Here is a 23,611-nt window from a genome sequence, read left to right as displayed (position 1 = left end):
TCTGTTTAGGGGTGAGCCCACCCGCCTTCCCACTTCCCTCTTTCCCCCCCCCCCCCCCCCCCCCCCCCCTCCCTCCCCCTCTCTCCCTCCCCCCCCCCCCCCCCCCCTCCCCCCGCCCCCCCCCCCCCCCCCCCCCCCCCCCCCCCCCCCCCCCCCCCCCGCCACGAGATCAGCTCTCGTCGCTGTCGACCCAGCTCATCAGCTTGCGCAGCTTCTTGCCGGTGGTCTCGAGCAGGTGGGCCTCGTCGGCCTTCTTGTACTCGTTGTACTTCGGCAGACCGGCCTTGTACTCGGCCATCCAGGTGTTGGCGAACTCGCCGCTCTGGATCTCCGCGAGGACCTTCTTCATCTCGGCCTTGGTGGCGTCGGTGATGATGCGGGGGCCGGTGATGTAGTCGCCCCACTCGGCGGTCTCGGAGACCGACCAGCGCATCTTCTCCAGGCCGCCCTCGTACATGAGGTCCACGATGAGCTTCAGCTCGTGCAGGCACTCGAAGTACGCGATCTCCGGCTGGTAGCCGGCCTCGGTCAGGGTCTCGAAACCGGCCTTGACCAGGGCGGAGGCTCCGCCGCAGAGGACGGCCTGCTCACCGAACAGGTCGGTCTCGGTCTCCTCGGTGAAGGTGGTCTTGATGACGCCGGCGCGGGTGCCGCCGATGCCGGCCGCGTACGAGAGCGCGAGGGCGAAGGCGTTGCCCGAGTAGTCCTGCTCGACGGCCGCGATGCACGGAACGCCGCGGCCCTCCTCGTACTGGCGGCGGACCAGGTGACCCGGGCCCTTCGGGGCGACCAGGGCGACGTCCACGTTGGCCGGGGGCTTGATGAAGCCGTAGCGGACGTTGAAGCCGTGACCGAAGAACAGCGCGTCGCCGTCCTTGAGGTGGTCCTTGATGGACTCCTCGTAGATCTCGGCCTGCAGCGGGTCCGGGGTCAGGATCATGATGACGTCGGCCCAGGCGGCGGCCTCCGCCACGGGGACGACCTTCAGACCCTGCTCCTCGGCCTTGGCCTTGGACTTCGAGCCCTCCTTCAGACCGACGACGACGTCGACGCCGGAGTCACGGAGCGACAGCGCGTGGGCGTGGCCCTGGCTGCCGTAACCGATGACTGCGACCTTGCGGCCCTGGATGATGGACAGGTCGGCGTCGTTCTCGTAGAACAGCTCGGCCACTGGGATATCTCCTTGGTGCGCTGGTGTTGCTCCCACCGTACGGCGGGGAACGGAATCTGAGTTTCTCGGTCTCGCTATGCGAGCTGAGCGTGTCTGACGCGGCTTACGTGTCCGCTGTGCCGCTCGGTCGTACCGACTGTGCCGCTCGGTCGTACCGACCGGTCGTGCCGACTGGTGGGCACGACCGGTGGGCACGGCCGGATCAGGCGCTGCGGTCGAGCGCGCGCAGGCTGCGGTCCGTGATGGACCGGCCGCCACGCCCTATGGCGATCGTGCCGGACTGCACGAGCTCCTTGATGCCGAAGGGCTCCAGCATCTTGAGCATCGCGCCGAGCTTGTCGGAGCCACCGGTGGCCTCGATGGTGACGGCCTCCGGGGAGACGTCGACCGTCTTGGCGCGGAACAGCTGGACGATCTCGACGATCTGCGACCGGGTCTCGTTGTCGGCGCGGACCTTCACCAGGACGAGTTCGCGCTCGATGGCGTTGTGGGACTCCAGCTCGACGATCTTGAGCACGTTGACCAGCTTGTTCAGTTGCTTGGTCACCTGCTCCAGCGGGAGGTCCTCGACGTTCACGACGATCGTGATGCGGGAGATGTCGGGGTGCTCCGTGACGCCGACCGCGAGGGAGTCGATGTTGAACCCGCGGCGGGAGAACAGGGCGGCGATCCGGGCGAGGATGCCGGGCGTGTTCTCGACCAGGACGGAGAGCGTGTGCTTGGACATGTGAGGCGTTCTCTCTCTCAGGCTCTCTCGGCTCAGTCGTCTTCGTTGTCGCCGAAGTCGGGACGGACGCCCCGGGCTGCCATGACCTCGTCGTTGGAGGTGCCGGCGGCGACCATCGGCCACACCATGGCGTCCTCGTGGACGATGAAGTCGATCACGACGGTACGGTCGTTGATCGCGTTGGCCTCGGCGATGACCTTGTCCAGGTCGGCCGGGTCCTCGCAGCGCAGCGCCACGCAGCCCATGGCCTCCGACAGCTTGACGAAGTCCGGGACACGCGTGCCCTTGCGGGGCGCGACGGACTCGCCGAGCTGGGAGCCGACCGTGTCGTGGCCGGTCTCGTCGGCGTGCAGGACGGTGTTGGAGTACCGCTGGTTGTAGAACAGCGTCTGCCACTGGCGGACCATGCCCAGCGCGCCGTTGTTGATGATCGCGACCTTGATCGGGATGTTGTTCAGGGCGCAGGTGACCAGTTCCTGATTGGTCATCTGGAAGCAGCCGTCGCCGTCGATCGCCCAGACCGTGCGCTCGGGCATGCCGACCTTGGCGCCCATCGCGGCCGGGACCGCGTAGCCCATGGTTCCGGCGCCGCCGGAGTTCAGCCAGGTGCGGGGCTCCTCGTACTTGACGAAGTGCGAGGCCCACATCTGGTGCTGGCCGACGCCGGCCGCGAAGATCGTGCTCTTCGGCGCGAGCGCGCCGATCCGCTCGATGACCTGCTGCGGCGAGAGGCTGCCGTCCTCGGGCAGGTCGTAGCCCAGCGGGTACGTGTCGCGCCAGCGGTTGAGGTCGTTCCACCAGGCGGTGTAGTCACCGGCGTTGCCCTCGGTGTGCTCGGCCTGGACCGCCTGGATCAGGTCGGCGATGACCTCGCGGGCGTCGCCGACGATCGGGACGTCGACCGCGCGGTTCTTGCCGATCTCGGCCGGGTCGATGTCCGCGTGGATGATCTTGGCGAAGGGCGCGAAGCTGTCCAGCTTGCCGGTGACGCGGTCGTCGAAGCGGGTGCCGAGCGCGATCAGCAGGTCCGACTTCTGCAGCGCGGTGACGCCGGTGACCGATCCGTGCATGCCCGGCATGCCGACGTGCAGCGGGTGGCTGTCGGGGAAGGAGCCGAGGGCCATCAGGGTGGTGGCGACCGGGACGCCGGTCAGCTCGGCGAGGACCTTCAGCTCGGCGGTCGCGCCGGACTTCATGACGCCGCCGCCGACGTACAGCACCGGGCGCTTGGCCTGGCAGATGAGCTTGGCGGCCTCGCGGATCTGCTTGGCGTGCGGCTTAGTGACCGGCCGGTAACCGGGGAGGTCCTGGGCGGGCGGCCACGAGAAGGTGGTCCTCGCCTGCAGGGCGTCCTTGGCGATGTCCACCAGGACCGGGCCGGGGCGGCCGGTGGAGGCGATGTGGAACGCCTCGGCGATCGTCCGCGGGATGTCCTCGGCCTTGGTGACCAGGAAGTTGTGCTTGGTGATCGGCATCGTGATGCCGACGATGTCCGCCTCCTGGAAGGCGTCGGTGCCGATCGCCTTGGAGGAGACCTGACCGGTGATCGCGACGAGCGGGACGGAGTCCATGTGCGCGTCGGCGATCGGGGTGACCAGGTTGGTGGCGCCCGGGCCGGAGGTGGCCATACAGACGCCGACCTTGCCGGTGGCCTGCGCGTAGCCGGTGGCGGCGTGACCGGCCCCCTGCTCGTGGCGGACCAGGATGTGACGGACCTTCTTCGAGTCCATCATCGGGTCGTACGCGGGGAGGATGGCGCCTCCCGGAATCCCGAAGACGGTGTCGCACCCCACCTCTTCGAGAGAGCGGATGAGGGACTGCGCACCCGTGACGTGCTCAACTGCGGCGGACTGCTGTCCGCCGGAACGGGGCCGCGGCTGCGGATGGTGGGCCCCGGTGGCCTGCTCGGTCATCGGCATTCTCTTCTCGAAGCTGAGGGTTTTACGCGGATTCGACTCTGTGCCAGTGCAACAAAAAACCCCTCGTGCCAGGAGGCAAGCGAGGGGAGCGCGTCGGGTGTGTTGAGCAGGGACATGCTGGTCCCAGCCTCAGCCGACGCGCTTTCCAAGTACGAGAATTCGGGTGCGCATGACACTGACCCTCCCTCCGGCGGGAGGGTGATGTCAAGTAGGTGGGACGGGCGTCTCATTATGTGAGCCTCTATGGATGGCCATCGAGCCCCCGGGGGAACCGCCGGCCAGTGCGGGCTGGGCCGTACCGCCCGGTACTGGGAACGTACCGCGCACGAGCGCGCGCCGCAGCCTGTACTCGTCGAGCGGGCCGGAAAACGCCATTCCCTGGCCGTGCGTGCAGCCCATGGCCCGCAGGGCCGTCACCTGCTCGGGGAGATCCACTCCGTCGGCCACCGAGCGCATGCCCAGGTCGTTTGCGATCCGCAAGAGACCGGCAGTGATCTTGTGCAGGCGGGCGGACTCGACCACGCCCTCCACCAGGCCCCGGTCCAGCTTGAGCATGTCCACCGGCAGGCGGCGCAGGGCGCTGATGGCCGCATAGCCGCTGCCGAAGCCGTCCAGGGCGATGCCCACCCCGAGCCGGTGCAAGGCCGTCAGGCGGCGCTCCAGGTCGTCGAAGGGCACGCGGGGATCGGATACGGCGAGCTCCAGCACCAGGGCCCCGGAGGGCAGACCGTGCCGGGTCAGCAGGGCCTCCACGGAGCCGAGCGGCATGGCGCGGTCCAGGAGCCGCTGGGCGGTCATCCGCACGGCCACGGGTACGTCGTGTCCGGCCCGGTGCCGGTCTGCGGCCTGCTCCACGGCCTCCTCCAGCAGCCAGCGTCCCAGCTCGGCGGTGCGCGAGGCGTCCGGGCCCGCGCCGCCGGCGGCGCCCGCGGCGCCCTCGCTGTACTCGGCGACCCGGAGGAACTCCGCCGGGGTGAAGAGGATCCCCTGCGCCGAACGCCAGCGGGCCTGCGCGGCGACGGCCGACACCTCGCCGGTGGCCAGCGAGACCACGGGCTGGTGCAGCAGGGCGAACTCACCCTCGTGCAGTGCGGTCCGCAGCCGGCCGGCCAGCTCGGCCTTCCGCACGACCTCGGCCTGCATCTGCGGGGCGTACATCTCGACGCGGTCCTTGCCGCCCGCCTTGGCCCGGTACATCGCGAGATCCGCGTTGCGCATCAGGTCCGAAGGGGTGATTCCGGGGTCGGCGAAGGCCACGCCGATGCTGGCGGCGACCCGTACCTCGCTGCCTCCGATCCGGTACGGCTGGGAGAGCGTGGTGCGCAGCCGGTCGGCGATCTCGCGCACCTGGTACTCGCGGGCGCTGCGGTCACGGTTCCCGTCGCCCAGGATCAGCGCGGCGAACTCGTCGCCGCCGAGCCGGGCCGCGGTGTCCCCGGCCCGGACCGAGTCCTGGAGCCTGCGCGCGGCCTCGATGAGCAGCTCGTCGCCGGCCTGGTGGCCGATGGTGTCGTTGACCGCTTTGAAGCCGTCGAGGTCGATGAAGAGCACGGCGGTGCTGTGGTCGCCCGCGCGCCGGCCGGTCAGGGCCTGGCGCACGCGCCGGGTGAAGAGGGCCCGGTTGGGCAGGTCGGTCAGCGGGTCGTGTTCCGCGCTGTGCTGGAGCTGGGCCTGGAGCCGGACCCGCTCGGTGACGTCCCGGCTGTTGAGGATGAGTCCGCCCTGGTGGCGGTTGACGGTGGACTCCACGTTGAGCCACTCGCCGCCGCCCGACTTGAAGCGGCACTCGATGCGGGTGGTGGGCTCCTCGGCCGGCGGTGCGGCGAGGAAGCGGCGTACCTCGTGGACCACCCGGCCGAGGTCGTCGGGGTGGATCAGGGTGGCGAGCTCGGTGCCGACCAGCTCCTCCGCCTCGCGGCCGTAGACGCCGGCGGCGGCGGGGCTGACGTAGCGCAGGGTCCCGGTGGGCGCGGCGATCATGATGACGTCGCTGGAGCCCTGGACCAGGGAGCGGAAGTGGTTCTCCTTCTGGGCCAGTTCCTGGGTCAGCGCGATGTTGTCGAGGAGCATGATGCCCTGCCGGATGACGAGGGCGAGCACGACCGTGCAGCCGGTGAAGACGACCATCCGGTCCACCTTCCGGCCGTCCACGACGTTGTAGAGGATGCCGAGAGTGCACACGGCGGCCGCGAGGTACGGGGTGAGGGCGGGCAGCGAGCCGGTGATCGGGCGGCTGTGCGGCCGGTCCGCGCGCGGGTGCCCGACCGGCTCCGGGCCCGGGTGGACGCGCCGGGCGCCCCAGGGCGCGTACGCGAGCAGGAGCGAGCCCGCGAACCAGCCGGCGTCGAGCAGCTGTCCGGACTGGTACTCGGCGCTCAGCAGGGGCGAGGTGAACAGGGCGTCGCTGAGCACGGTCAGGGCCAGCGCGGCGATGGCGGTGTTGACGGCGGAGCGGTTGCTCTCGCTCCGCCGGAAGTGCAGGACCAGGACCATCGAGACGAGCGCGATGTCCAGGAGCGGGTATGCGAGGGAGAGCGCGGCGCGCGGGACGCTGCCGGGTGCGCCGGACTGCGCGGTCTGCGCCGCGTGGGCCAGGGCGAGGCTCCAGGACAGGGTCAGCAGGGAGCCGCCGATGAGCCAGGAGTCGAGCCCGAGGCACACCCAGCCGGCGCGGGTGACCGGGCGTTTGGCGAGGACGAGCAGGCCCACGATGGCGGGCGGGGCGAAGCAGAGGAAGGCGAAGTCGGCGAGCGAGGGCTTGGGCACCGCCTGACCGAGGATCACCTCGTACCAGCCCCAGACCGCGTTGCCGCTGGCGCCCATGAGGGAGGAGAAGGCGAAGAGCAGCCAGGCGGGGCGTTCGCGGCTGTCGATCGCCCGCGCGTAGGAGTAACAGGAGACAGCGGCCAGTAAGCCGGCGGCGCTGAGTCCGAAATCGCCCATGATCTCGGCGACTTCCTCCGACCCCCAGTTGAGGGCGGCGCCGACGGCGTACCCGCCGCAGACCACCGCGAGGAGCAGCTGCATCGTCAGGCACTTGCCTCCGCCGGAGACGGACGGCCGGTTCAGGAGCGCCGCCCCCTGGGCACTCACCGGTCCCCCTCGCTGGCTGGTTCCGGCGCAGCCCAGTCCCGACACCGTCGCCTCCGGCGGCTCTGCCGCATCGGATCCTTCGTCCATTGGCCGTGCATCGCCCGTCGCCCCCCAAAGTGTCCGATCACTCCCCAGCGCCAGACGTTCGTGGCGCAGCCCCTTCTTCCGGACGATACACCACTTTCGTCACTCAGGGACATAGTTCCTCTACTCTGCGTTACCGCTCAGGGAGTTGTGCCCACGCAGCGCATTCGAGTGACTGCGGAGCGTGCGCACCGCGCGTCACTCGATGATCAGCACCGTGTGCTCCACGGGCTCTCCGACGGCGAACCGGCCGAGCTGGCGCACCAGCAGGCGCTTGGCCCGCGGCTCGAACGCCGTGCTGCTGCCGCCGACATGGGGCGTGATCAGGACATTCGGAGCATGCCAGAGCGGGTGGCCGGCGGGCAGCGGTTCCGGGTCGGTGACGTCGAGCGCCGCGCGCAGCCGGCCCGACTCCACCTCCGCCAGCAGGGACTCGGTGTCGACGACGGGGCCGCGGGCCACGTTCACCAGCAGGGCGCCGTCCTTCATCCGGCCCAGGAACCCGGCGCCGGCCAGACCCCGGGTGGCCTCGGTCAGCGGCGTCACCAGAATCACCACGTCGGCCTGCGGCAGCAGCCGGGGCAGTTCGGAGAGGGCGTGCACGGGCCCGCGCGCGGTGGTCCGCGCCGTACGGGCCACCCGTGCGATCCGCCCGCATTCGAAGGGCACGAGCCGGTCCTCGATGGCCGAGCCGATCGATCCGTAGCCGATGATCAGAACGGATTTGTCGGCGAGGGCGTCATAGAAGCCGGAGCGCCACTCCTCGCGGTCCTGGCCGCGGACCATGCCGGGGATGCCGCGCAGGGAGGCCAGGGTCAGCGCGAGAGCGAGCTCGGCGGTGCTGGCCGTGTGGACCCCGGCGGCATTGCACAGCCGGACACCGGGGCGCAGGTCGCCGAGGCCGCCCAGCACGTGGTCGATGCCGGCGGTCAGGGTCTGGACGACCCGCAGCGCGGGCATCGCCGCCAGGGGACGCACGGTGACCTCGGGGGACTTCATGTAGGGCGTCACGTAGAAGACGCAGTCGGCCGGATCGGCCGGGAAGTCGTCCTCGCCGTCCCAGAGGCGGTAGCGGAAGGAGTCGGGGAGGCCGTCGATCTCCTCGGCGGGGAAGGGGAGCCAGACGTCCGGGGTCTTCGCAGTCATGATCGCGAGGCTATGCCAAGCCATCTTGATCAAGCCGTTAGTTTGTTTGCCGGAGCGGGAGGGGGACGCAGGCGTGGAGCGCAGGTCGATCGGGGCGGGGGCGCTGACCGTGGGCGCCATCGGCCTCGGCTGTATGCCGATGAGCTGGGCGTACGCGCCTTCGCGGCGGCGGGGGCAGGAATCGCTGGCCGCCGTGCACACGGCGCTGGACCTGGGGTCGAACCTGCTGGACACGGCAGATGTGTACGGGCCGTTCACCAACGAGCTGCTGCTCGGGCGGGTGCTGCGGGAGCGGCGGTCCGAGGCGTTCGTCTCGGCCAAGGTGGGACTGCGGGCGGGTGACCAGCACGTGGTGGCCGACGGGCGGCCCGGCTATCTGCGGCGGGCCTGCGACGCCTCGCTGCGGCGGCTGCGGACCGATGTCATAGACCTCTACCAGCTGCACCGGGTGGATCCGGAGGTTCCGGTGGAGGAGACCTGGGGGGCCATGGCGGAGCTGGTGGCTGCGGGGAAGGTGCGGGCGCTGGGCTTCTGCGCGCTGGGTGCCGGGGCCGGACCGGGGGCGGGGCGGCGCGGGGACCGCGGGTACAGGACGACCGTGCGGCATCTGGAGCGGCTGCAGCAGGTGTTCCCGGTGAGCGCGGTGGAGGCGGAGCTGTCGGTGTGGTCGCCGGAGGCGGCCTGGCAGCTGCTGCCGTGGTGCGCGGCGCGCGGGGTGGGGTTCCTGGCGGCGATGCCGCTGGGCAGCGGGTTCCTGACCGGGACTCTCACCCCGGGTGAGGGCTTCGAGTCGCAGGACGTACGGGCCCGCCATCCGCGGTTCACGGCGGAGGCGATGGCGTCGAACCAGGTGCTGGTGTCGGGGCTGCGGCGGGTGGCGCTGCGGCACGGGCCCGAGGTCACGGTCGCGCAGGTGGCGTTGGCGTGGGTGCTGGCGCAGGGCCCGCAGGTGGTGCCGGTGCCGGGGGCCGACCGGGCGCGCTGGGCCGCGGAGAACGCGCGGGCGGCGGAGGTCCGGCTCTCGGCCGGGGATCTGGCCGAGATCGCGGCCCTCCCCGTCGAGGTGGGGGCCTGGGACTGAGCCGGACCGGCCCGGGACCGGCCCCTCCCACAACCACTCGATCGAGTGTACGAGTGGTGGAACTTCGGGAACTGCCGGAGCTGTTGAGACAGATGGAAGGCACGATCGGAGGACGGGAAGGGAGCAGGGCGATGCGATATGGAAGTTCTCCCGGGCAGGTGGGGTACGAGGGGCCGCGCGCGTACGAGGGCCCGCGCGGGTACGAGGGTCCGCGCGGGTACGGAGGCCCGCGCGCGCGGCGTCGGAGCGTGCTGGCGGCGGTCGCGCTGGCCGGATGCGGGGCTCTGCTGACGGCGGGATGCTCCCCGGAGGGCGCCCCCGGCACGGGGCGGGGCAGCTCTCCACCGGGCGCGGCCGCGGCTGTGCCCGGGTCACCGGGCCCGTCGGCCAGACCGTCCGCCTCGCCGGAGGCCCCCGGTCCGCCGGCGAAGGGCACGGTGACGGTCACCGGCGAGGTGGCCAAGGACCTGGAGACGCCGTGGGGCGTGGCCCCGTTGCCCGGCGGGGACCTGCTCGTCGCCTCGCGGGACAAGGGGACGATCAGCAGGATCGCCGTGGGATCGGGCGCGGTGACCCGGATCGGCGAGGTGCCGGGGGTGGCTCCCGGCGGGGAGGGCGGGCTGATGGGCCTCGCGCTGTCGCCCTCCTTCGCCTCGGACCGGCTGGTGTACGTGTACTTCACGACCGAGTCCGACAACCGCATCGCCCGGCTGCGGTATGACGAGCAGAGACCGGCCGGGCAGCAACTGGGCGCTCCGGACACCGTGTTCCGCGGGATCCCCAAGGGCCTCTTCCACAACGGCGGCCGGATCGCCTTCGGCCCGGACAAGATGCTCTACGCGGGGACGGGTGAGACCGGTGACGCCGGGCTCGCGCAGGACAAGAAGTCGCTGGGCGGCAAGATCCTGCGGATGACCCCGGACGGGGATCCGGTGCACGGCAATCCTGAGGCCGATTCCGTCGTCTACTCCTACGGGCACCGCAATGTGCAGGGCCTCGCCTGGGACAAGGACAAACGGCTGTGGGCGGCCGAGTTCGGCCAGAAGGCCTGGGACGAGCTGAATCTGATCGAGCCCGGCGCGAATTACGGCTGGCCGCAGGCCGAGGGGAAGGCGGGCAAGCCGGGCCTCCGGGATCCGGTGGCCGTGTGGAAGACCGACGACGCCTCGCCGAGCGGGATCGCCTGGGCGGAGGGATCGGTGTGGATGGCCGGGCTCAGGGGCGAGCGGCTGTGGCGGATCCCGCTGGCCGGGACGGAGCCGGTGGCGGAGCCCGAGGCCTTCCTGACGGGCGAGTACGGCCGGCTGCGGACGGTGGTGGCCCTCGGCGGGGACCGGTTGCTGCTGGTCACCAGCGAGACGGACGGGCGCGGGTCGCCGGAAGCGGGCGACGACAGGATCCTGACACTGACGGTGCGGTGAGCGGCATGCCCCCGGCGGGGGACGAAAGGTGCGGTGGGCGCGGTGTTCAACATGATCGAGGAGCTGTTCAACCCGGGACGCAAACACACGGACGAGGAGAAGAAGCGGCTGGAGCTGTCCCGGGCCGATGTCAATGACAACGATCCGGGACGGGGTCCGATAGACCTCGACTCCGGCAGGGTGCTCATACGCCCCGCCGGGCAGCCTCCGGTCGGGGGCTGACCGGGCCGGGGGCGAAGAGCCGTAGCCGGTGGGCGAGGGCGGCCGCCTCGCCGCGGCCGGTGACACCCAGCTTCGCCAGGATGTTGGAGACGTGCACGCTCGCCGTCTTCGGGGAGATGAAGAGCTCCTCGGCGATCTTGCGGTTGGTGCTGCCGGCCGCCACCAGGCGCAGCACGTCCCGCTCGCGGCTGGTCAGGCCGAGCGCCTCGACCGGGTCGGCCCGCGGTTCGGGCGGGGCCGGGGAGGTGTCGGCGGCGGTGTGGGGCAGGCGGGCGCGCTGGGCGAGCAGGGCCAGGTCCTCACGCAGCCGGCGTGAGCCGATGCGGTCGGCGGTGGCGTAGGCCTCGCGGAGCAGGAGGGCCGCGGATTCCCGGTCGCCGCCGGCGGCCAGCATGGCCTCGGCGAGCCGGTGGCGGGCCCGGGCCAGCAGGTACGGGCGTTCCAGCGGGCGGATGGCCTCCTCGACGGCCGCCCAGTCGGCGACGCTGTCCCGGGCCTCGGCCCGGAGCAGCTCGGCCCGGACGTACTCCGCGTGGGCGGCCCACACCGGGACCGGGGTGGCGAGGGAGCGGGCGACGGTGCGCAGCACGTCCAGAGCGGCGTCGCGGCCGGCGTCGGCGGCCGGGAGCCCCCGGGCGTCCGCCTCCGCGGAGGCGGCGGCGAGCACGAGCGGCCAGGCGTAGCGGTGCTGGCCGAGCGGGAACCCGTAGGCGACGGCGGCGGTCATCTCGGCGCGGACGTCGGCGATCCGGCCCTCCCCCGCGGCGAGCCCGATGGCAAGGCGGTACAGCGGTATCCGGTGCTGGGGCTGGGTGTCATGGGTGCCGAAGTGGGCGTGGGCGGCGGCGAGCTGCTGGGCCGCCTCGGTCAACTCGCCGCGGGCCAAGGCGAGGTAGGCGAGTCGCGCGGCGCCGGAGCCGCGGGGGGCCGCGCTCTGGCCGACGAGCAGGATGCGCCGGGCCGCCTCGGCGGCCTCGTCCCAGCGGCCGAGGCTGTAGAGGCTCTCGGCCATGTTTCCGCAGACCCAGGCCTCGGTGTCCAGAAGCCGGGCCTTCCTGACCAGTTCAGCCCCTTGTTCGGCCAGTTCCACGGCTTCGCGGGACCGGCCCATGCTTTCCAACTGAGAGGTGAGATTGATATGTGCACGTCCTGCCAGCATGGTGAGCCCGAGTTCCGTGGCGCGTTGCCTGACCGCGTGCATCTCCGCGAGGCCGCCCGGGCCGTCGCCGGAGTCGGTGAGCAGGCAGCCGACCGTGATCCGGGCATTGAGCTCGGTGTCCTCGGCGCCGACCATGCGCGCGTATTCGACGGCGCGTTCGGCGGCCGCGAGGTTGTCGGGGCCCGGCTTGTGGAGCATGCCCCAGCCCGCCGCGCGGACCAGGACCTCGGCGTGCACCTGGGACGGGGGCAGCCCCCGGACGAGGTCCTGCGCCTTGGCTATCTCCTCCCAGCCGTCGCCGCGGCCGAGGCCGGCGACCAGCCGGGAGCGCTCGGTCCAGAACCACGCGGCCCGCAGCGCGTCGCGGTCCTCCTCCAGCAGGCGCAGCGCCGTCTTCGTGATCTTCAGGGCGCGTTCGCGCTCTCCGCCGTAGCGGGCCGCGACGGTCGCCTCGGCCAGCAGGTCGAGCCGCTGGAGCGGGGTGCTGGCCGGGTCGCAGCCGCACGGCGGGTACACGTCGGTGTAGTCCGCCGGGCGAAGCGCCGCACGGACGTCCTGCGGTGCGCTGTCCCACAGGTCCATGGCCCGCTCCAGCAGACTCAGCTGCTCGGAGTAGGCGTGCCGGCGGCGGGCCGCCACGGAGGCGGCCAGTACGGCGGGCAGCGCCTTGGCGGGGTCGTTCGCGTGGTACCAGTAGCTGGCCAGCCGGATGACCCGTTCCTCGGCCCGGATCAGCGACGCGTCGGCTTCCATGGCCTCGGCGTAGCGGCGGTTGACGCGGGCGCGTTCCCCGGGCAGCAGGTCGTCGCTGACGGCCTCGCGGACGAGCGAGTGCCGGAACCGGTAGCCGTCGCCGTCGGGGGTGGCGAGCAGGATGTTGGCTCCGACCGCGGCCCTCAGCGCTTCGATCAACTCGTCCTCGGTGAGCCCGGCGACGGCGCGCAGGAGGGGGTACTCCACGGTGGAGCCGCCCTCGGCGACGATGCGCACCAGGCGCTGGGCCTCGTCGGGGAGGACCTCGACCCGGACGAGGAGCAGATCGCGGAGGGATTCGGTGAGGCCGGTGCGGCAGCCGCTCTCCTGACAGGCGACGAGTTCCTCGACGAAGAAGGCGTTGCCGTCCGACCGGTCGAAGACGGAGTCCACGAAGTCCTCGTCGGGCTGCGCGGCGAGGATGCCGGCGAGCTGGCGGCGTACCTCGGCCCGGTTGAAGCGGGACAGCTCGATGCGTCGGACGGTGCGGAGCCGGTCGAGTTCGGCGAGGAGCGGGCGCAGCGGGTGGCGGCGGTGGACGTCGTCCGCGCGGTAGGTGGCGACGACGACGAGCCGGCCGCTGGCGAGGGTGCGGAAGAGGTAGGAGAGCAGGTGCCGGGTGGAGGTGTCCGCCCAGTGCAGGTCCTCCAGGACGAGGACGACGGTGCGGTCGGCGGCGAGCCGCTCCAGCATCCGGGCCGTCAGTTCGAAGAGCCGGGCGGTGCTCTCCTCGTCGTGCGGGCCGCGTGGAGTATCACCGAGTTCGGGCAGGATCCGGGCGAGTTCGTCCTCCTGGCCGGCGGCCGCGGCGGCCAGTTCCCCGGGGAGCAGGCGGTGCAGGGTGCGCAGGGCCGTCGAGAACGGGGCGAAGGGAAGTCCCTCCGCCCCGATCTCCACACAGCCTCCGACGGCGACGACTGCGCCGCGGCGGTCCGCCTCGCAGAGGAACTCCTCGGTGAGGCGGGTTTTGCCGACGCCGGCCTCTCCCCCGATGAGCATCGCCTGCGGCTCCTGGCCCTCGGCGCGGGTCAGTGCGTCGGTGAGCACGGCCAGTTCGTCGGCTCGGCCGACGAACACCGGGCTGACAGATCTGGTTTCCACGCCGCCGAGCATCGCACAGAGGTCCGGCTCGGCGGCACCCGTTATCGGTGCGCTCCCCCTCGCGTGTCGGTTCACACGGTGCGGGGCGCGGCGCACGCTGCGCGGCGGGTGAAGCGGATCCGTAGCCCCCTCACCGGCCCTCGGGGTTCCTGGTTTCGCAAGGAGGCGCGGCGCGCCTTGCTCGCCTCCCGGGCCAGCCGGTACTCGGCTGCCTCGCGGATGAGGTCGGCGCTGCGGGCGGCGGTGGCGATCTCGTGCTCGAACATCTCGTACTCCCTGGTCGCGTTTCTCGGGCACCTCGTTCGGTGTGATCCAAGATTCGCGTCCCAGGGGGTACCGGCACATCGGTCGCATGCCGCATCTGCCGGGGGCAGGGGGCCTTAGTCCGGGGCCGAAGATCCCCGGGACGGGCCTCGGAGGCCTAAGGCGGTGCCTAGCCAGCTGCCTTGGGAATGGCGAGGAGGAGGTCGAAGTACATGAGGACGAAGAGCAGGACGCCGAGGGCGCCCAGGCCGATGCCCGCCCAGGAGACGGACCGCACCCAGGTGGGGAGGACGCGCTCGGGGGTGCTGAAGGCGGGGAGGGCCAGCACGAAGGTGGCGATGATCAGGGCGAGGGCGGAGAAGACTCCGTTCACCATCGCGGTGGTGTGCCACGGGTCGACGAACTGGGCGGCGATCTGCGCGTTGGCGTCGGCGGCCTGGGTCAGCTCCAGCCGGGCGGCGATGCTCGCACGCTCGGACACGATGCCGGCGACCCAGCTTCCGCTGAGGGCGACGACGGCGAGACCCGCCGCGATGATCGCGGAGGCCGCGGACCCGACGTGGCTCGGCTCCTCGGTCTCGGCCTGGTCCTCGTCGAGCTCGACGAGCTCGTCGCCGTCCAGGTCCGCGTCCGTGAGCTCGGCGGCGGCTTCGGCCGGGGCGGCTTCGGCGGCCTGCGGCGTCTCGGCCTTCGCGAGGTCGGCGGGGGCGGTGTCCGCCTCGGGGGCGTTCGGGGCGGGGGTCTTGGTGGTGTCCATGCGGGGCACCGTAGGCGGACTGTCTGAGAGTTTTCTGAGAATCCGCCGGGCCCCGCCGTCCGCGGGGCCCGGAGTCAACCCCGGACAGGGCTCAGGGGGTGTGCCACTCGTGAGCGAGGACCGACCAGACCTCGGTGCTCTGACGCACGCCGCGGTGCAGGTGGTTCTCGCGCATCACGCCCTCGCGGGTCAGGCCGAGGCGCTCGGCGACCGCGATGCTCTTCTTGTTCTCGGTGGCGACGTGCCACTCCACGCGGTGCATGCCGCGCCCCTGGAAGGCCCAGTCGATGAGCACCCGGCAGGCGGCCGTGACCAGCCCGCGTCCGGCTGCGGAGGGCTCCAGCCAGCAGCCGACCTCGCAGTTGCCGGCCGCCGCGTCGAAGACCGGGTAGAGCACTCCGCCGACGAGGGTGCCGCCGACCCAGATGCCGAAGAAGCGGGTCCCGTCGTTCGCGGCCTTCTCGGCGTTGGCACGGAGCAGTTCGCGCGCCGAGTTCAGGTCGGTGGCGCGGTCGGGGAAGCCGACGTACTGGCCGATGTACTCGCGGCCCCGGTCCATGTGGGCGAGGAACTCCTCGGCGTGCCACACCTCCAGCGGCTTGAGCTGGGCGTCTTCGGCCAGGTCTATCGCGAACATGCGGTGAGTCCTTACGGCTGGTCAGCGGGACACGGGTACGGGGTCAGCCGGCTCCGCGCTGTCTTCGCTCGGCTGCTGTGCCGGAAGTTTCGCATGGGAACGCTGTTCCGGGGGCTCGATGCTGATCCGCGGCAGCCGCCGGTCGAGCCAGGCGGGCAGCCACCAGTTGGCGCCGCCGAGCATGTGCATCAGGGCCGGGACGAGGAGGGTGCGCAGCACGAAGGCGTCGAGGGCCACGGCTGCGGCGAGCGCGATGCCGAACATCGCGATGATCCGGTCGCCGCTGAGGACGAAGGCGAGGAAGACGGAGATCATGATGACGGCCGCCGAGTTGATGACCCGGCTGGTCTCGGCGAGGCCCACGCGCACGGCCCGCTTGTTGTCGCCGGTGTCCAGCCACTCCTCGTACATCCGGCTGACGAGGAAGACCTGGTAGTCCATCGACAGTCCGAAGAGGACGGACACCATGATCACGGGCAGGAAGGGTTCGATGGGCCCGGCGCTGCCCAGGCCCAGCAGCTCGCTGCCCCAGCCCCACTGGAAGATCGCGACCACGACGCCGAAGGAGGAGGCGACGGCGGCGACGTTCATGGCCGCGGCCTTGACCGGGATGCCGATGGACCGGAAGGCCAGCAGCAGGAGTACGCAGCCGAGGGCGACGACCACGCCGACGAAGAGCGGCAGCTTCCCGATGATGACCTCGGCGAAGTCGTCGTAGCCGGCGGTCACGCCGCCGACGTGGACCTCCAGGGAGGTGCCGTGCCCGGCGCGCGGGATGACGTCCTCGCGGAGGCGGTCGACGAGCTCGCTCGTGGCCCTGGACTGCGGGGCGGAGTCCGGCACCACGATGAGGACGGCGGTGTCCCCACCGCGGTTGAAGACGGCGGGGCCGGTGGAGGCGACGCCCTTCGTCGTACGGAGCGCCTGCGCCAGCTCGTCGACGGCGAGCCGGTCGCCGGCGCCGTCCACGCGGGCGACGACGGCGAGCGGGCCGTTCGTGCCGGGCCCGAATCCCTCGGCCAGCAGGTCGTAGGCCTGCCGGGTGGTGGAGCCGGCCGGATTGTTGCCCTGGTCGGAGGTGCCCAGGTGGAGGAAGAGGGTGGGCACGGCCAGCACCAGCATGACCGCGGTGGCGACGACACCGAGCAGCTTGGGGTGCCGCTCCACGAAGACGGACCAGCGGGCGGCGAAGCCGGAGGTCGGCTCGGGCCGCGGGCCCTCGGTGGCGAGCTTGCGGCGCTCGCGGCGCGAGAGGGCGCGCATGCCGATGTACGAGAGGAGGGCGGGCAGCAGGGTGACCGAGGCGGCGACCGTGAGGATCACCGTCACGCAGGCCGCTATCGCGACGCCGTTGAGGAAGTTCAGCCGCAGCACGAGCATGCCGAGCAGGGCGATGCAGACGGTGGCTCCGGCGAAGACGACGGCCCGGCCGGTGGTGGCGACGGCGTTCTCGGCCGCCTCCTCGACCGGGAGGCCCCGGGCGAGGCCCTTGCGGTGCCGGGTGACGATGAAGAGCGCGTAGTCGATGCCGACGCCGAGGCCGATGAGGGTGCCGAGCATCGGGGCGAAGTCGGCGACGGGCATCGCGTGCCCGAGGAGGGTGATGCCGAAATAGGCGGTGCCCACGCTGACCACGGCGGTCGCGATGGGCAGCAGACTCGCCGCGAGCGAGCCGAAGGCGAGGAAGAGGACCAGGGCCGCGACGGCGACGCCGATGATCTCGGCGAGGTGCGCGGTGGGAGCCTCGGTGAGCTGGATGGCGCGGCCGCCCAGCTCGACCTGGAGTCCGCCGGCCTCGGTGGTGGGGTTCTTCGCCGCGTCGACGACCGCCCTGGCCTGGGCCTTGGGTACGGAGTCCGCCTGCTGGTCGAAGGTCACCACGGCGTAGGCGGTGCGCCCGTCGGGGCTGATCCGCGCGGCGCTCTCCGGACCGGGACCGTAGGGTCCGGCGACCGAGCCGACGCCGGGGAGCTTCGCGACGGCGTCGAGTGCCCGGGTCATGCGCTGCTCGATGTCCGGGGTGCGCGCGCTCTGATGCTCCGGGGCCCGCCACACGATGGTGTCGGTGTCCCCGCCCTGGCCGTGGAAGCCCTCGCGCAGGAGATCGTCCGCCTTGCCGGACTCGGTGCCCGGGACCTCGTAGTTGTTGGAGAACGCCGCTCCGGTGGTCCCTGCGGCCGCCGCGGTCCCACCGAGTGCCAGCAGCCAGATCAGGACGGCGAGGAGACGGTGGCGCATGCACCACCGTGCGATTACTGCCAACGGACGTGCTCCCTGGTGGTTCGGATCTTTACCGGGGTCGGCCCGTCGCAAAGAACACACAACTCGTGAAGGCCCGGCCGAGGCCCGGGGGATCGCCCCGGGGGGTTCGGCACAGATGGTCTACACCTCAACGATCTCAGCGTTTCGTGATCGTTGGCCCCTTTCGTGTGCATTGTCACAGGCGGGACGGGCGTCCCTCTGCGCCTCGGGCTCGTCCACCCGGTAGCCGGGGATCGAGGGCCACCGGACGGTGAGGACCACCGCCTCCTCCTCCGCGTACCAGGAGTGGTCGACGCCTCGTCCCCAGAGCACGTAGTCCCCCTGCTCGGCGAGGACGACGGTCCGCCCCGGGAACTCCAGCCGGAAGCGCCCGCTGATCAGCACCAGCAGTGCGGTGCGCTGCTCGCCCGTCGCCCACCGCTCGCGTGCGTCCCCCTTCGGGTGGACGCCCCATTTGATCTCCACGTCCTCGCTGTGACGGGGATCGGCCGGGTCCTTGAAGTGGCCGAGGAGCCAGCCGCGGTCGGCGGCCGCGTCGGGAGCGGCCTTGCCGGTGTAGATGGTGGAGTCGTCGTTCACGGGGGTGAGGCTAATGCAGTTGTGTCGGCCGGACGGACACTGATGAGGTGGTCCGATGACGATGGATCTTGAGGAACTTCTGAAGGTGCGCGCCCGGTACGACGCCGAGATGCGCGAGGGTGCGCGGCCGGACGCCGCGCGGGCACGGGTGGAGCGGGCGGGGGCGGTGGTACGCCAGAGCGTCCCCGGGCTCGGATGGAACGGCGTGCTCTGGTCGGACCTCGACGGGGAGACGGCGGACGCGGAGATCGCGGCGCAGGTGGCCTTCTTCGCGGAACGCGGATGTCCCGATTTCGAGTGGAAGCTGTACGACTACGACCGCCCGGCGGACCTCGGGGACCGGCTGCGGGCGGCGGGCTTCGTACCGGAGCCGCCCGAGACCCTGATGGTGGGGCGGGTGGCCGAGCTCGCGCGGCTGCCGGTGGATCCGCCGGAGGGGATCACACTGCGGGTGGTGACGGACGAGGCCGGGGTGGACCTGATGATGGCGGTCCACGCGGGGGCCTTCGGGACGGAGCGGCCGCAGATCCGGGAGCAGCTGCTCAGCCTGCTGCGCAACGAGCCGGACAGCATCGCCGCGGTGCTGGCGATGGCGGGCGACACCCCGGTGAGCGCGGCCCGGATGGAGATGCGGCCGGGGACGGCCTTCGCGGGTCTGTGGGGCGGCGGCACCCTCCCGCAATGGCGGGGCAGGGGCATCTACCGCCTGCTGGTCGCCCACCGCGCCCGCCTGGCGGCGCAACGCGGTATCCCGTACCTCCAGGTGGACGCCTCGGCGGACAGCCGCCCGATCCTGGAGCGGCTGGGCTTCGGGGTCATGGGCGTGACGGTGCCGTACGTATGGGCGGCCTGATCGACAAGACACCCCCGAGGGACTGTCCCGCCTCCGCGCCCGATCCGCCGGACACCTCCGGGACGGTCAGCCGGCACTTATGGTGTCCGTCATAGAACCGCAAGGGTTTCCCCGCCCCGGGATCACCGGGCAGGATCGCCCGCATGGAACGCATCAGCCCGCCCCTCACCGGCGACGAACGCGAGACCCTCCGGGCCTACCTCGACTACCACCGGGCCACGCTCGCCTGGAAGTGCGAGGGCCTCACCGACGAGCAGTTGCGCCGCGCCTCGATGCCCCCCTCCACGCTGTCCCTGCTGGGACTGGTCCGGCACATGGCCGAGGTCGAGCGGCACTGGTTCCGCCGCGTCCTGAGCGGCGAGGACCTCCCGCACCTGTGGTCGGACAGCCACGACTTCCAGGCCGCCTACGACGCGTCGGGCTCCAGCCGCGCCGAGGCGTTCACCGCCTGGCGGGACGAGGTCGCGCACGCCCGCCGCATCGAGGCCGCCGCCGAGTCCCTGGAGGTGACGGCGTACGTACCGAGCTGGAAGGAGGAGGCCTCGCTGCGCCTGGTCATGCTCCACCTCGTCCACGAGTACGCCCGCCACAACGGCCACGCCGACTTCCTCCGCGAGGCGATCGACGGCGCCACCGGCGCGTAGGTCACAGGGGTCCAGGGCGGTCAGGCCCCCGCCCGCCAGTACCCGAGCCCGTTCACCCGGTGCTTCGGCAGGGCGAGTTCCTTGCGCAGGTACGCCGTCAGGGCGCGCGTCGTCGCCGTGTCGCAGGCCAGCCAGACGTACGCCGACTCCGGGTCCCCCACCAGCTCCGGCAGCTCGGCCCTGACCCGGTCGGCCAGCGCCGTCCCGCCCCGCGACACCCGGCGGACGTCGTGCCGGTTCGCGTCCAGCCGCATCGGCAACTCCGCGTCCGAGGCGTGCTGCGTCTCGAACCAGAGGGTCGCCGGGGTTCGCGGGTACGCGTCCAGCAGTGAGTTGATCGCCGGGAGGGAGGCCGGGTCGCCGATCACCAGCAGGCGCTCCGGGGGCGGCGTCGGGGCGGTGAACCCGGCGCCCTGGACGGTGGCGTCGATCGTGTCGCCCGGTTCGGCGCCGCGCGCCCAGGCGCTGGCGACGCCGTCGTGCAGGGCGAATTCGAAGCAGAACGTGCCCGCCTGCGGATCCGGGTCCACCAGGGTGTACGCCCGCTGGTGCGGCCGGCCCGCGCCCTCGAACCAGACCCGCACCCACATCGTCGGGTGCGGCGACCCGCCGGCGGCCGCCAGCAGCCCGCCATCCGTGAAGTACACGCGGCGGTAGTGCTCTGTGACGTCTTCCGCCCCCGTAACGGTGAACGTGAAGTCCTTGCCCCGCATGAGCTTCAGGACCACGCCCTCCCAGCCCTTGCCGACAGCCATGTCCAACCCCTCCCCTGACACCCCTATAGTTAGGGCAGCCTAACCTAATACACCTCGGGAAGAGCGTGAGCAGCGTGAGCGTGAGCAGTGTGAGCAGCGGGAGCGACGCGGAGTCGTACGCGCAAGCCCAGGGCGCGGCCGCCGGGGAGACCTCGGGATCGTACGAGGTCTACCGCGACCCCTGGGGCATCCCGCACCTCCGCGCGTCCGACGAGCTCCGACTCGCCTACGCCCAGGGCCGCGTCACCGCCTTCGACCGCGCCTGGCAGCTCGAGGTGGAACGGCACCGCGCCGAGGGCTCCAGCGCCTCCTTCCTCGGCGGGGACTGCGTCGCCTGGGACCGCTTCGCCCGCCAGAGCCGCCTCGCCGACACCGCCCGCCGCTGCTACGAGGCCTTGGACAGCGACGATCCCGACACCGCCGCCTGGGTCCGCGCGTACGTGGACGGCGTCAACGACGGACTCACCGCCGGCGCCGCCCGTGACGAACGCTTCGCGCGCACCGGCCTCACCCCCGTTCCCTGGGAGCCGTGGGTGGCGCTCGCCATCTGGATCGCCACGCACATCCTGTTCGCCGGCTTCGCCACCAAGCTGTGGCGCGAGCGCGTGGCCCGCGCCCTCGGCGACGACGCGGTCACCCTCTTCGCCGCCGACGGCCCCGGCACCGCCGGCAGCAACGGCTGGCTGGTGCCGGGCGACCGCACCAGCACCGGTTCGGCGATCATCGCGGGCGACCCGCACCGCTTCATCGAGGACCCGGGCGTCTACCAGCAGATCCGTCTCTCCTGCCCGGACTACGACGTCCTCGGCCTGGCCGTCCCCGGCGTCCCCGGCCTCGCCCACTTCGGGCACACCGCCACCGCCGCCTGGGCGATCACCAACGCGATGGCGGACTACCAGGACCTGTACGTCGAGCAGTTGCGCCGCGACTCCGGCGCCGACTCCGGCTCCGGCTCCGGCTCCGGCTCCGTCGTCGAGGCGCTCGGCCCGGACGGCGTCTGGGAGCCCGTCGCCCGCCACACCGAGACCATCACCGTGGCCGGCGGGGACGACGTCGAGGTGGAGATCCTGGAGACGCCCCGCGGCCCCGTGATCATCCACGCGGACGGCGCCACCGGGGCCGCCCCCGGGACAGGCACCGACGCCGACGCCGGCGCCGGCGCGCAGACCCTCTCCCTGCGCTACCCGCCCCGCGTCCGCCGCGACCTCGGCTTCGCGGCCCTCCGCGCCCTCCTGCGCGCCCGCACCGTCGCCGACATCGACCGCGCCCTCGACGGCTGGGCCGAGCCGGTCAACGTCGTCCACGCCGCCGACTCCGCGGGCGGCCTGCTGCACCGCGTCGCGGGCGCCGTGCCGCTGCGCCATCACGCCAACCGGCTGCGCCCCGTTCCCGCCTGGGACCCGCGGCACGCGTGGCAGGGCTGGGCCCCGACCCCCGCGGAGCCGGTGCAGGGCTTCGCCGTCATGGCGAACGCCCGCGGGATCGCCGCCCCGCTGGGCGTGGAGTTCGCGCCCCCGCACCGCGCCAACCGCATCCGCGAGCTGCTCAGCGGCTCCGCGGACTGGTCCCCGGAGGCGATGGCCGACGTACACCGGGACACGCACCTGGCCTCGGCCGCGCCCCTGCTCGCCCTGCTGCCCGGCTTCGAGGATCTGACCCCGGCGGCGCAGGCCCTGCGTGCCCGACTGCTCGCCTGGGACCGGCACATGGCCGCCGACAGCACCGACGCCACCGTCTTCGCGGCCTTCCGGAGCGCGACCGTACGCCGCTTCGCCGCGGATCCCGTCTTCGCCGGGCTGTCGGGGGCGCCCACCGGCCCGGCCGTGTTCCACCCCTGGCTGTACCTGGTCCCCCGGATCGGCTACGCCCTCGAAGGACTGCTCACCACCTCCCTCGTCCCCGGCCTCGACCGCGCGGCGCACGTCCGCGCCGCCCTGGAGGAGACGGCCGCTGCCAGCGCCCCCGACACGCCCTGGTCACAGGTCCACCGCCTCACCCCCTGGCAGGCCCTCCCCCACCCGGAGGCCGAGGACTGGCCCGGCCTCGGCGGCGACCACGACTGCGTGAACGCCACCTCCTCCGTCCCCGGCTTCACCGACCTCACCGCCCGCGCGTCGGCGGCCCGTTACGTCTGGGACCTCGCCCGCCGCGAGGACAGCCTCTGGGCGGTGCCGCTGGGCGCGGACGGCGTCACCGGCTCGCCCCACCACCGCGACCAGCTCCCCCTGTGGGCGCGGTGCGAACTCGTCCCCGTCGTCACCGACTGGACCCGCCTCACCAAGGAATCGATATGAGCCCCACCCCGGTCTTCACCTACCCCGTCGGGGGTTTCGGCACGGTCACCGTCACCCCCGTCGACCCGGCCGCCGACTCCGCCCTGATCCACAGCTGGGTGACCCAGGAGCGGGCCCGCTTCTGGGGGATGGGCGAGGCCAGCCGCGAACTGGTCCAGGAGATCTACGAGGACGTCGACCGCCGCACCACCCACCACGCCTTCATGATCAGCCGTGACGGGGAGCAGGTCGCGCTGTTCCAGACGTACGACTGCGCCGAGGACCGGGTCGGCGAGTGCTACGAGGTCCAGCCCGGGGACGTCGGCGTCCACCTGCTGATCGGCCCCAGCAAGGGCGCGGCGGAGCACGGCTTCACGGCCGGCCTGATGGAGGCGTTCATCGCGTTCGTGTTCTCCGACCCGGCCGCGCGGCGCGTGGTCGGCGAACCGGACGCCCGGAACGAAAAGGCCATCGCCCTGCTGGAGCGCACGGGCTTCGTGCTCGGCCCGGAGATCGAACTCCCCGAGATCGACCTGCCCGAGGTCTACCTCCCCGCCAAGAAGGCCCGCCTGGCCTTCCTCAGCCCGCCGCAGTCCGGGCGGACGAGCCGTGCGCCCGGCAGCGCGTCCACCGGTTCCCACTGAAGAGCGAGCGCGAGCCGCGAAGCTTGACCGCGCGCACCTCTCCCCGGGAAGCCGATGCCCACTCAA

General features: G+C 72.2%; 19 protein-coding genes. 7 read left to right on the top strand and 12 right to left on the bottom strand.

Features of this window, described 5'->3' with window-relative positions:
• Positions 1-169 precede the first annotated feature (169 nt).
• From ilvC to ACZ4TV_RS10550, 5 genes are all read right to left on the bottom strand, one after another.
• Positions 170-1,171: a ketol-acid reductoisomerase gene (gene ilvC / locus ACZ4TV_RS10570; RefSeq protein WP_404956182.1), complete on the bottom strand. Its 1,002-nt coding sequence runs from the start codon at positions 1,169-1,171 to the stop codon at positions 170-172.
• 202 nt (positions 1,172-1,373) lie between these two features.
• Complete coding sequence (ilvN, locus tag ACZ4TV_RS10565; RefSeq protein WP_030010002.1) at positions 1,374-1,898, bottom strand: acetolactate synthase small subunit; 525 nt, start codon at positions 1,896-1,898, stop codon at positions 1,374-1,376.
• 32 nt (positions 1,899-1,930) lie between these two features.
• Positions 1,931-3,817, bottom strand: coding sequence for an acetolactate synthase large subunit (locus tag ACZ4TV_RS10560; RefSeq protein WP_468132834.1), 1,887 nt, complete (start codon positions 3,815-3,817; stop codon positions 1,931-1,933).
• A 204-nt stretch (positions 3,818-4,021) separates the two neighbouring features.
• Entirely contained in the window at positions 4,022-6,910 is a 2,889-nt protein-coding gene (locus tag ACZ4TV_RS10555) for a putative bifunctional diguanylate cyclase/phosphodiesterase (protein ID WP_468132832.1), read from the bottom strand.
• Positions 6,911-7,192: 282 nt separating this feature from the next.
• Positions 7,193-8,140, bottom strand: coding sequence for a 2-hydroxyacid dehydrogenase (locus ACZ4TV_RS10550; RefSeq protein WP_468132830.1), 948 nt, complete (start codon positions 8,138-8,140; stop codon positions 7,193-7,195).
• 73 nt (positions 8,141-8,213) lie between these two features.
• Between ACZ4TV_RS10550 and ACZ4TV_RS10545 the strand changes: the two genes are divergently transcribed.
• From ACZ4TV_RS10545 to ACZ4TV_RS10535, 3 genes are all read left to right on the top strand, one after another.
• Positions 8,214-9,221: an aldo/keto reductase gene (locus ACZ4TV_RS10545; protein WP_468132828.1), complete on the top strand. Its 1,008-nt coding sequence runs from the start codon at positions 8,214-8,216 to the stop codon at positions 9,219-9,221.
• Positions 9,222-9,352: 131 nt separating this feature from the next.
• The gene (locus tag ACZ4TV_RS10540; RefSeq protein ID WP_468132826.1) at positions 9,353-10,642 is read left to right on the top strand and encodes a PQQ-dependent sugar dehydrogenase; all 1,290 of its coding nucleotides are present in this window, start codon (positions 9,353-9,355) and stop codon (positions 10,640-10,642) included.
• A gap of 51 nt (positions 10,643-10,693) precedes the next feature.
• Positions 10,694-10,864, top strand: a complete 171-nt coding sequence (locus tag ACZ4TV_RS10535; RefSeq protein WP_468132871.1) for a DUF6191 domain-containing protein — start codon at positions 10,694-10,696, stop codon at positions 10,862-10,864.
• Here the strand turns inward: ACZ4TV_RS10535 and ACZ4TV_RS10530 are convergent.
• From ACZ4TV_RS10530 to ACZ4TV_RS10505, 6 genes are all read right to left on the bottom strand, one after another.
• Positions 10,827-13,889, bottom strand: coding sequence for a helix-turn-helix transcriptional regulator (locus ACZ4TV_RS10530; protein WP_468132824.1), 3,063 nt, complete (start codon positions 13,887-13,889; stop codon positions 10,827-10,829). The genes ACZ4TV_RS10535 and ACZ4TV_RS10530 overlap by 38 nt on opposite strands.
• 59 nt (positions 13,890-13,948) lie before the next feature.
• Positions 13,949-14,143 (bottom strand): hypothetical protein, encoded by a 195-nt coding sequence (locus tag ACZ4TV_RS10525; RefSeq protein ID WP_468132822.1) that lies wholly within the window; start codon positions 14,141-14,143, stop codon positions 13,949-13,951.
• A gap of 167 nt (positions 14,144-14,310) precedes the next feature.
• Positions 14,311-14,898 (bottom strand): hypothetical protein, encoded by a 588-nt coding sequence (locus tag ACZ4TV_RS10520; RefSeq protein ID WP_468132820.1) that lies wholly within the window; start codon positions 14,896-14,898, stop codon positions 14,311-14,313.
• Positions 14,899-14,989: 91 nt separating this feature from the next.
• The gene (locus ACZ4TV_RS10515; RefSeq protein ID WP_468132818.1) at positions 14,990-15,535 is read right to left on the bottom strand and encodes a GNAT family N-acetyltransferase; all 546 of its coding nucleotides are present in this window, start codon (positions 15,533-15,535) and stop codon (positions 14,990-14,992) included.
• A 21-nt stretch (positions 15,536-15,556) separates the two neighbouring features.
• The gene (locus ACZ4TV_RS10510; RefSeq protein ID WP_468132816.1) at positions 15,557-17,797 is read right to left on the bottom strand and encodes an MMPL family transporter; all 2,241 of its coding nucleotides are present in this window, start codon (positions 17,795-17,797) and stop codon (positions 15,557-15,559) included.
• 120 nt (positions 17,798-17,917) lie between these two features.
• Positions 17,918-18,376: a cupin domain-containing protein gene (locus tag ACZ4TV_RS10505; RefSeq protein WP_468132814.1), complete on the bottom strand. Its 459-nt coding sequence runs from the start codon at positions 18,374-18,376 to the stop codon at positions 17,918-17,920.
• Between the two features lie 61 nt (positions 18,377-18,437).
• Between ACZ4TV_RS10505 and ACZ4TV_RS10500 the strand changes: the two genes are divergently transcribed.
• On the top strand, positions 18,438-19,229 hold the full coding sequence (locus ACZ4TV_RS10500; RefSeq protein ID WP_468132869.1) for a GNAT family N-acetyltransferase: 792 nt from the start codon (positions 18,438-18,440) through the stop codon (positions 19,227-19,229).
• A 143-nt stretch (positions 19,230-19,372) separates the two neighbouring features.
• The gene (locus ACZ4TV_RS10495) at positions 19,373-19,873 is read left to right on the top strand and encodes a DinB family protein (protein WP_468132812.1); all 501 of its coding nucleotides are present in this window, start codon (positions 19,373-19,375) and stop codon (positions 19,871-19,873) included.
• Positions 19,874-19,893: 20 nt separating this feature from the next.
• Here ACZ4TV_RS10495 and ACZ4TV_RS10490 read toward each other — a convergent pair whose 3' ends face one another.
• The gene (locus tag ACZ4TV_RS10490; RefSeq protein WP_468132810.1) at positions 19,894-20,628 is read right to left on the bottom strand and encodes a siderophore-interacting protein; all 735 of its coding nucleotides are present in this window, start codon (positions 20,626-20,628) and stop codon (positions 19,894-19,896) included.
• A 188-nt stretch (positions 20,629-20,816) separates the two neighbouring features.
• Between ACZ4TV_RS10490 and ACZ4TV_RS10485 the strand changes: the two genes are divergently transcribed.
• Positions 20,817-22,922 carry a penicillin acylase family protein gene (locus ACZ4TV_RS10485; protein ID WP_468132867.1) on the top strand — a complete coding sequence of 702 codons (2,106 nt, stop codon included), beginning with the start codon at positions 20,817-20,819 and terminating at the stop codon, positions 22,920-22,922.
• Complete coding sequence (locus tag ACZ4TV_RS10480) at positions 22,919-23,545, top strand: GNAT family N-acetyltransferase (RefSeq protein WP_468132808.1); 627 nt, start codon at positions 22,919-22,921, stop codon at positions 23,543-23,545. The genes ACZ4TV_RS10485 and ACZ4TV_RS10480 overlap by 4 nt, the downstream gene beginning before the upstream one ends.
• Positions 23,546-23,611 lie beyond the last annotated feature (66 nt).

It is taken from the genome of Streptomyces sp. NPDC028910 (assembly GCF_055564955.1).
Note: the sequence above shows the minus strand (reverse complement) of the source record. Positions and strands in the feature narration are given on the sequence as shown.

Excerpts from the sequence above, each read along its gene's own strand:
- ilvN (WP_030010002.1), bottom strand. The coding sequence starts at position 1,898 with ATGTCCAAGCACACGCTCTCCGTCCTGGTCGAGAACACGCCCGGCATC.
- ACZ4TV_RS10560 (WP_468132834.1), bottom strand. The coding sequence starts at position 3,817 with ATGCCGATGACCGAGCAGGCCACCGGGGCCCACCATCCGCAGCCGCGG.
- ACZ4TV_RS10550 (WP_468132830.1), bottom strand. The coding sequence starts at position 8,140 with ATGACTGCGAAGACCCCGGACGTCTGGCTCCCCTTCCCCGCCGAGGAG.
- ACZ4TV_RS10540 (WP_468132826.1), top strand. The coding sequence starts at position 9,353 with ATGCGATATGGAAGTTCTCCCGGGCAGGTGGGGTACGAGGGGCCGCGC.
- ACZ4TV_RS10535 (WP_468132871.1), top strand. The coding sequence starts at position 10,694 with ATGATCGAGGAGCTGTTCAACCCGGGACGCAAACACACGGACGAGGAG.
- ACZ4TV_RS10530 (WP_468132824.1), bottom strand. The coding sequence starts at position 13,889 with ATGCTCGGCGGCGTGGAAACCAGATCTGTCAGCCCGGTGTTCGTCGGC.
- ACZ4TV_RS10525 (WP_468132822.1), bottom strand. The coding sequence starts at position 14,143 with ATGTTCGAGCACGAGATCGCCACCGCCGCCCGCAGCGCCGACCTCATC.
- ACZ4TV_RS10520 (WP_468132820.1), bottom strand. The coding sequence starts at position 14,898 with ATGGACACCACCAAGACCCCCGCCCCGAACGCCCCCGAGGCGGACACC.
- ACZ4TV_RS10515 (WP_468132818.1), bottom strand. The coding sequence starts at position 15,535 with ATGTTCGCGATAGACCTGGCCGAAGACGCCCAGCTCAAGCCGCTGGAG.
- ACZ4TV_RS10500 (WP_468132869.1), top strand. The coding sequence starts at position 18,438 with ATGGATCTTGAGGAACTTCTGAAGGTGCGCGCCCGGTACGACGCCGAG.
- ACZ4TV_RS10495 (WP_468132812.1), top strand. The coding sequence starts at position 19,373 with ATGGAACGCATCAGCCCGCCCCTCACCGGCGACGAACGCGAGACCCTC.
- ACZ4TV_RS10490 (WP_468132810.1), bottom strand. The coding sequence starts at position 20,628 with ATGGCTGTCGGCAAGGGCTGGGAGGGCGTGGTCCTGAAGCTCATGCGG.
- ACZ4TV_RS10480 (WP_468132808.1), top strand. The coding sequence starts at position 22,919 with ATGAGCCCCACCCCGGTCTTCACCTACCCCGTCGGGGGTTTCGGCACG.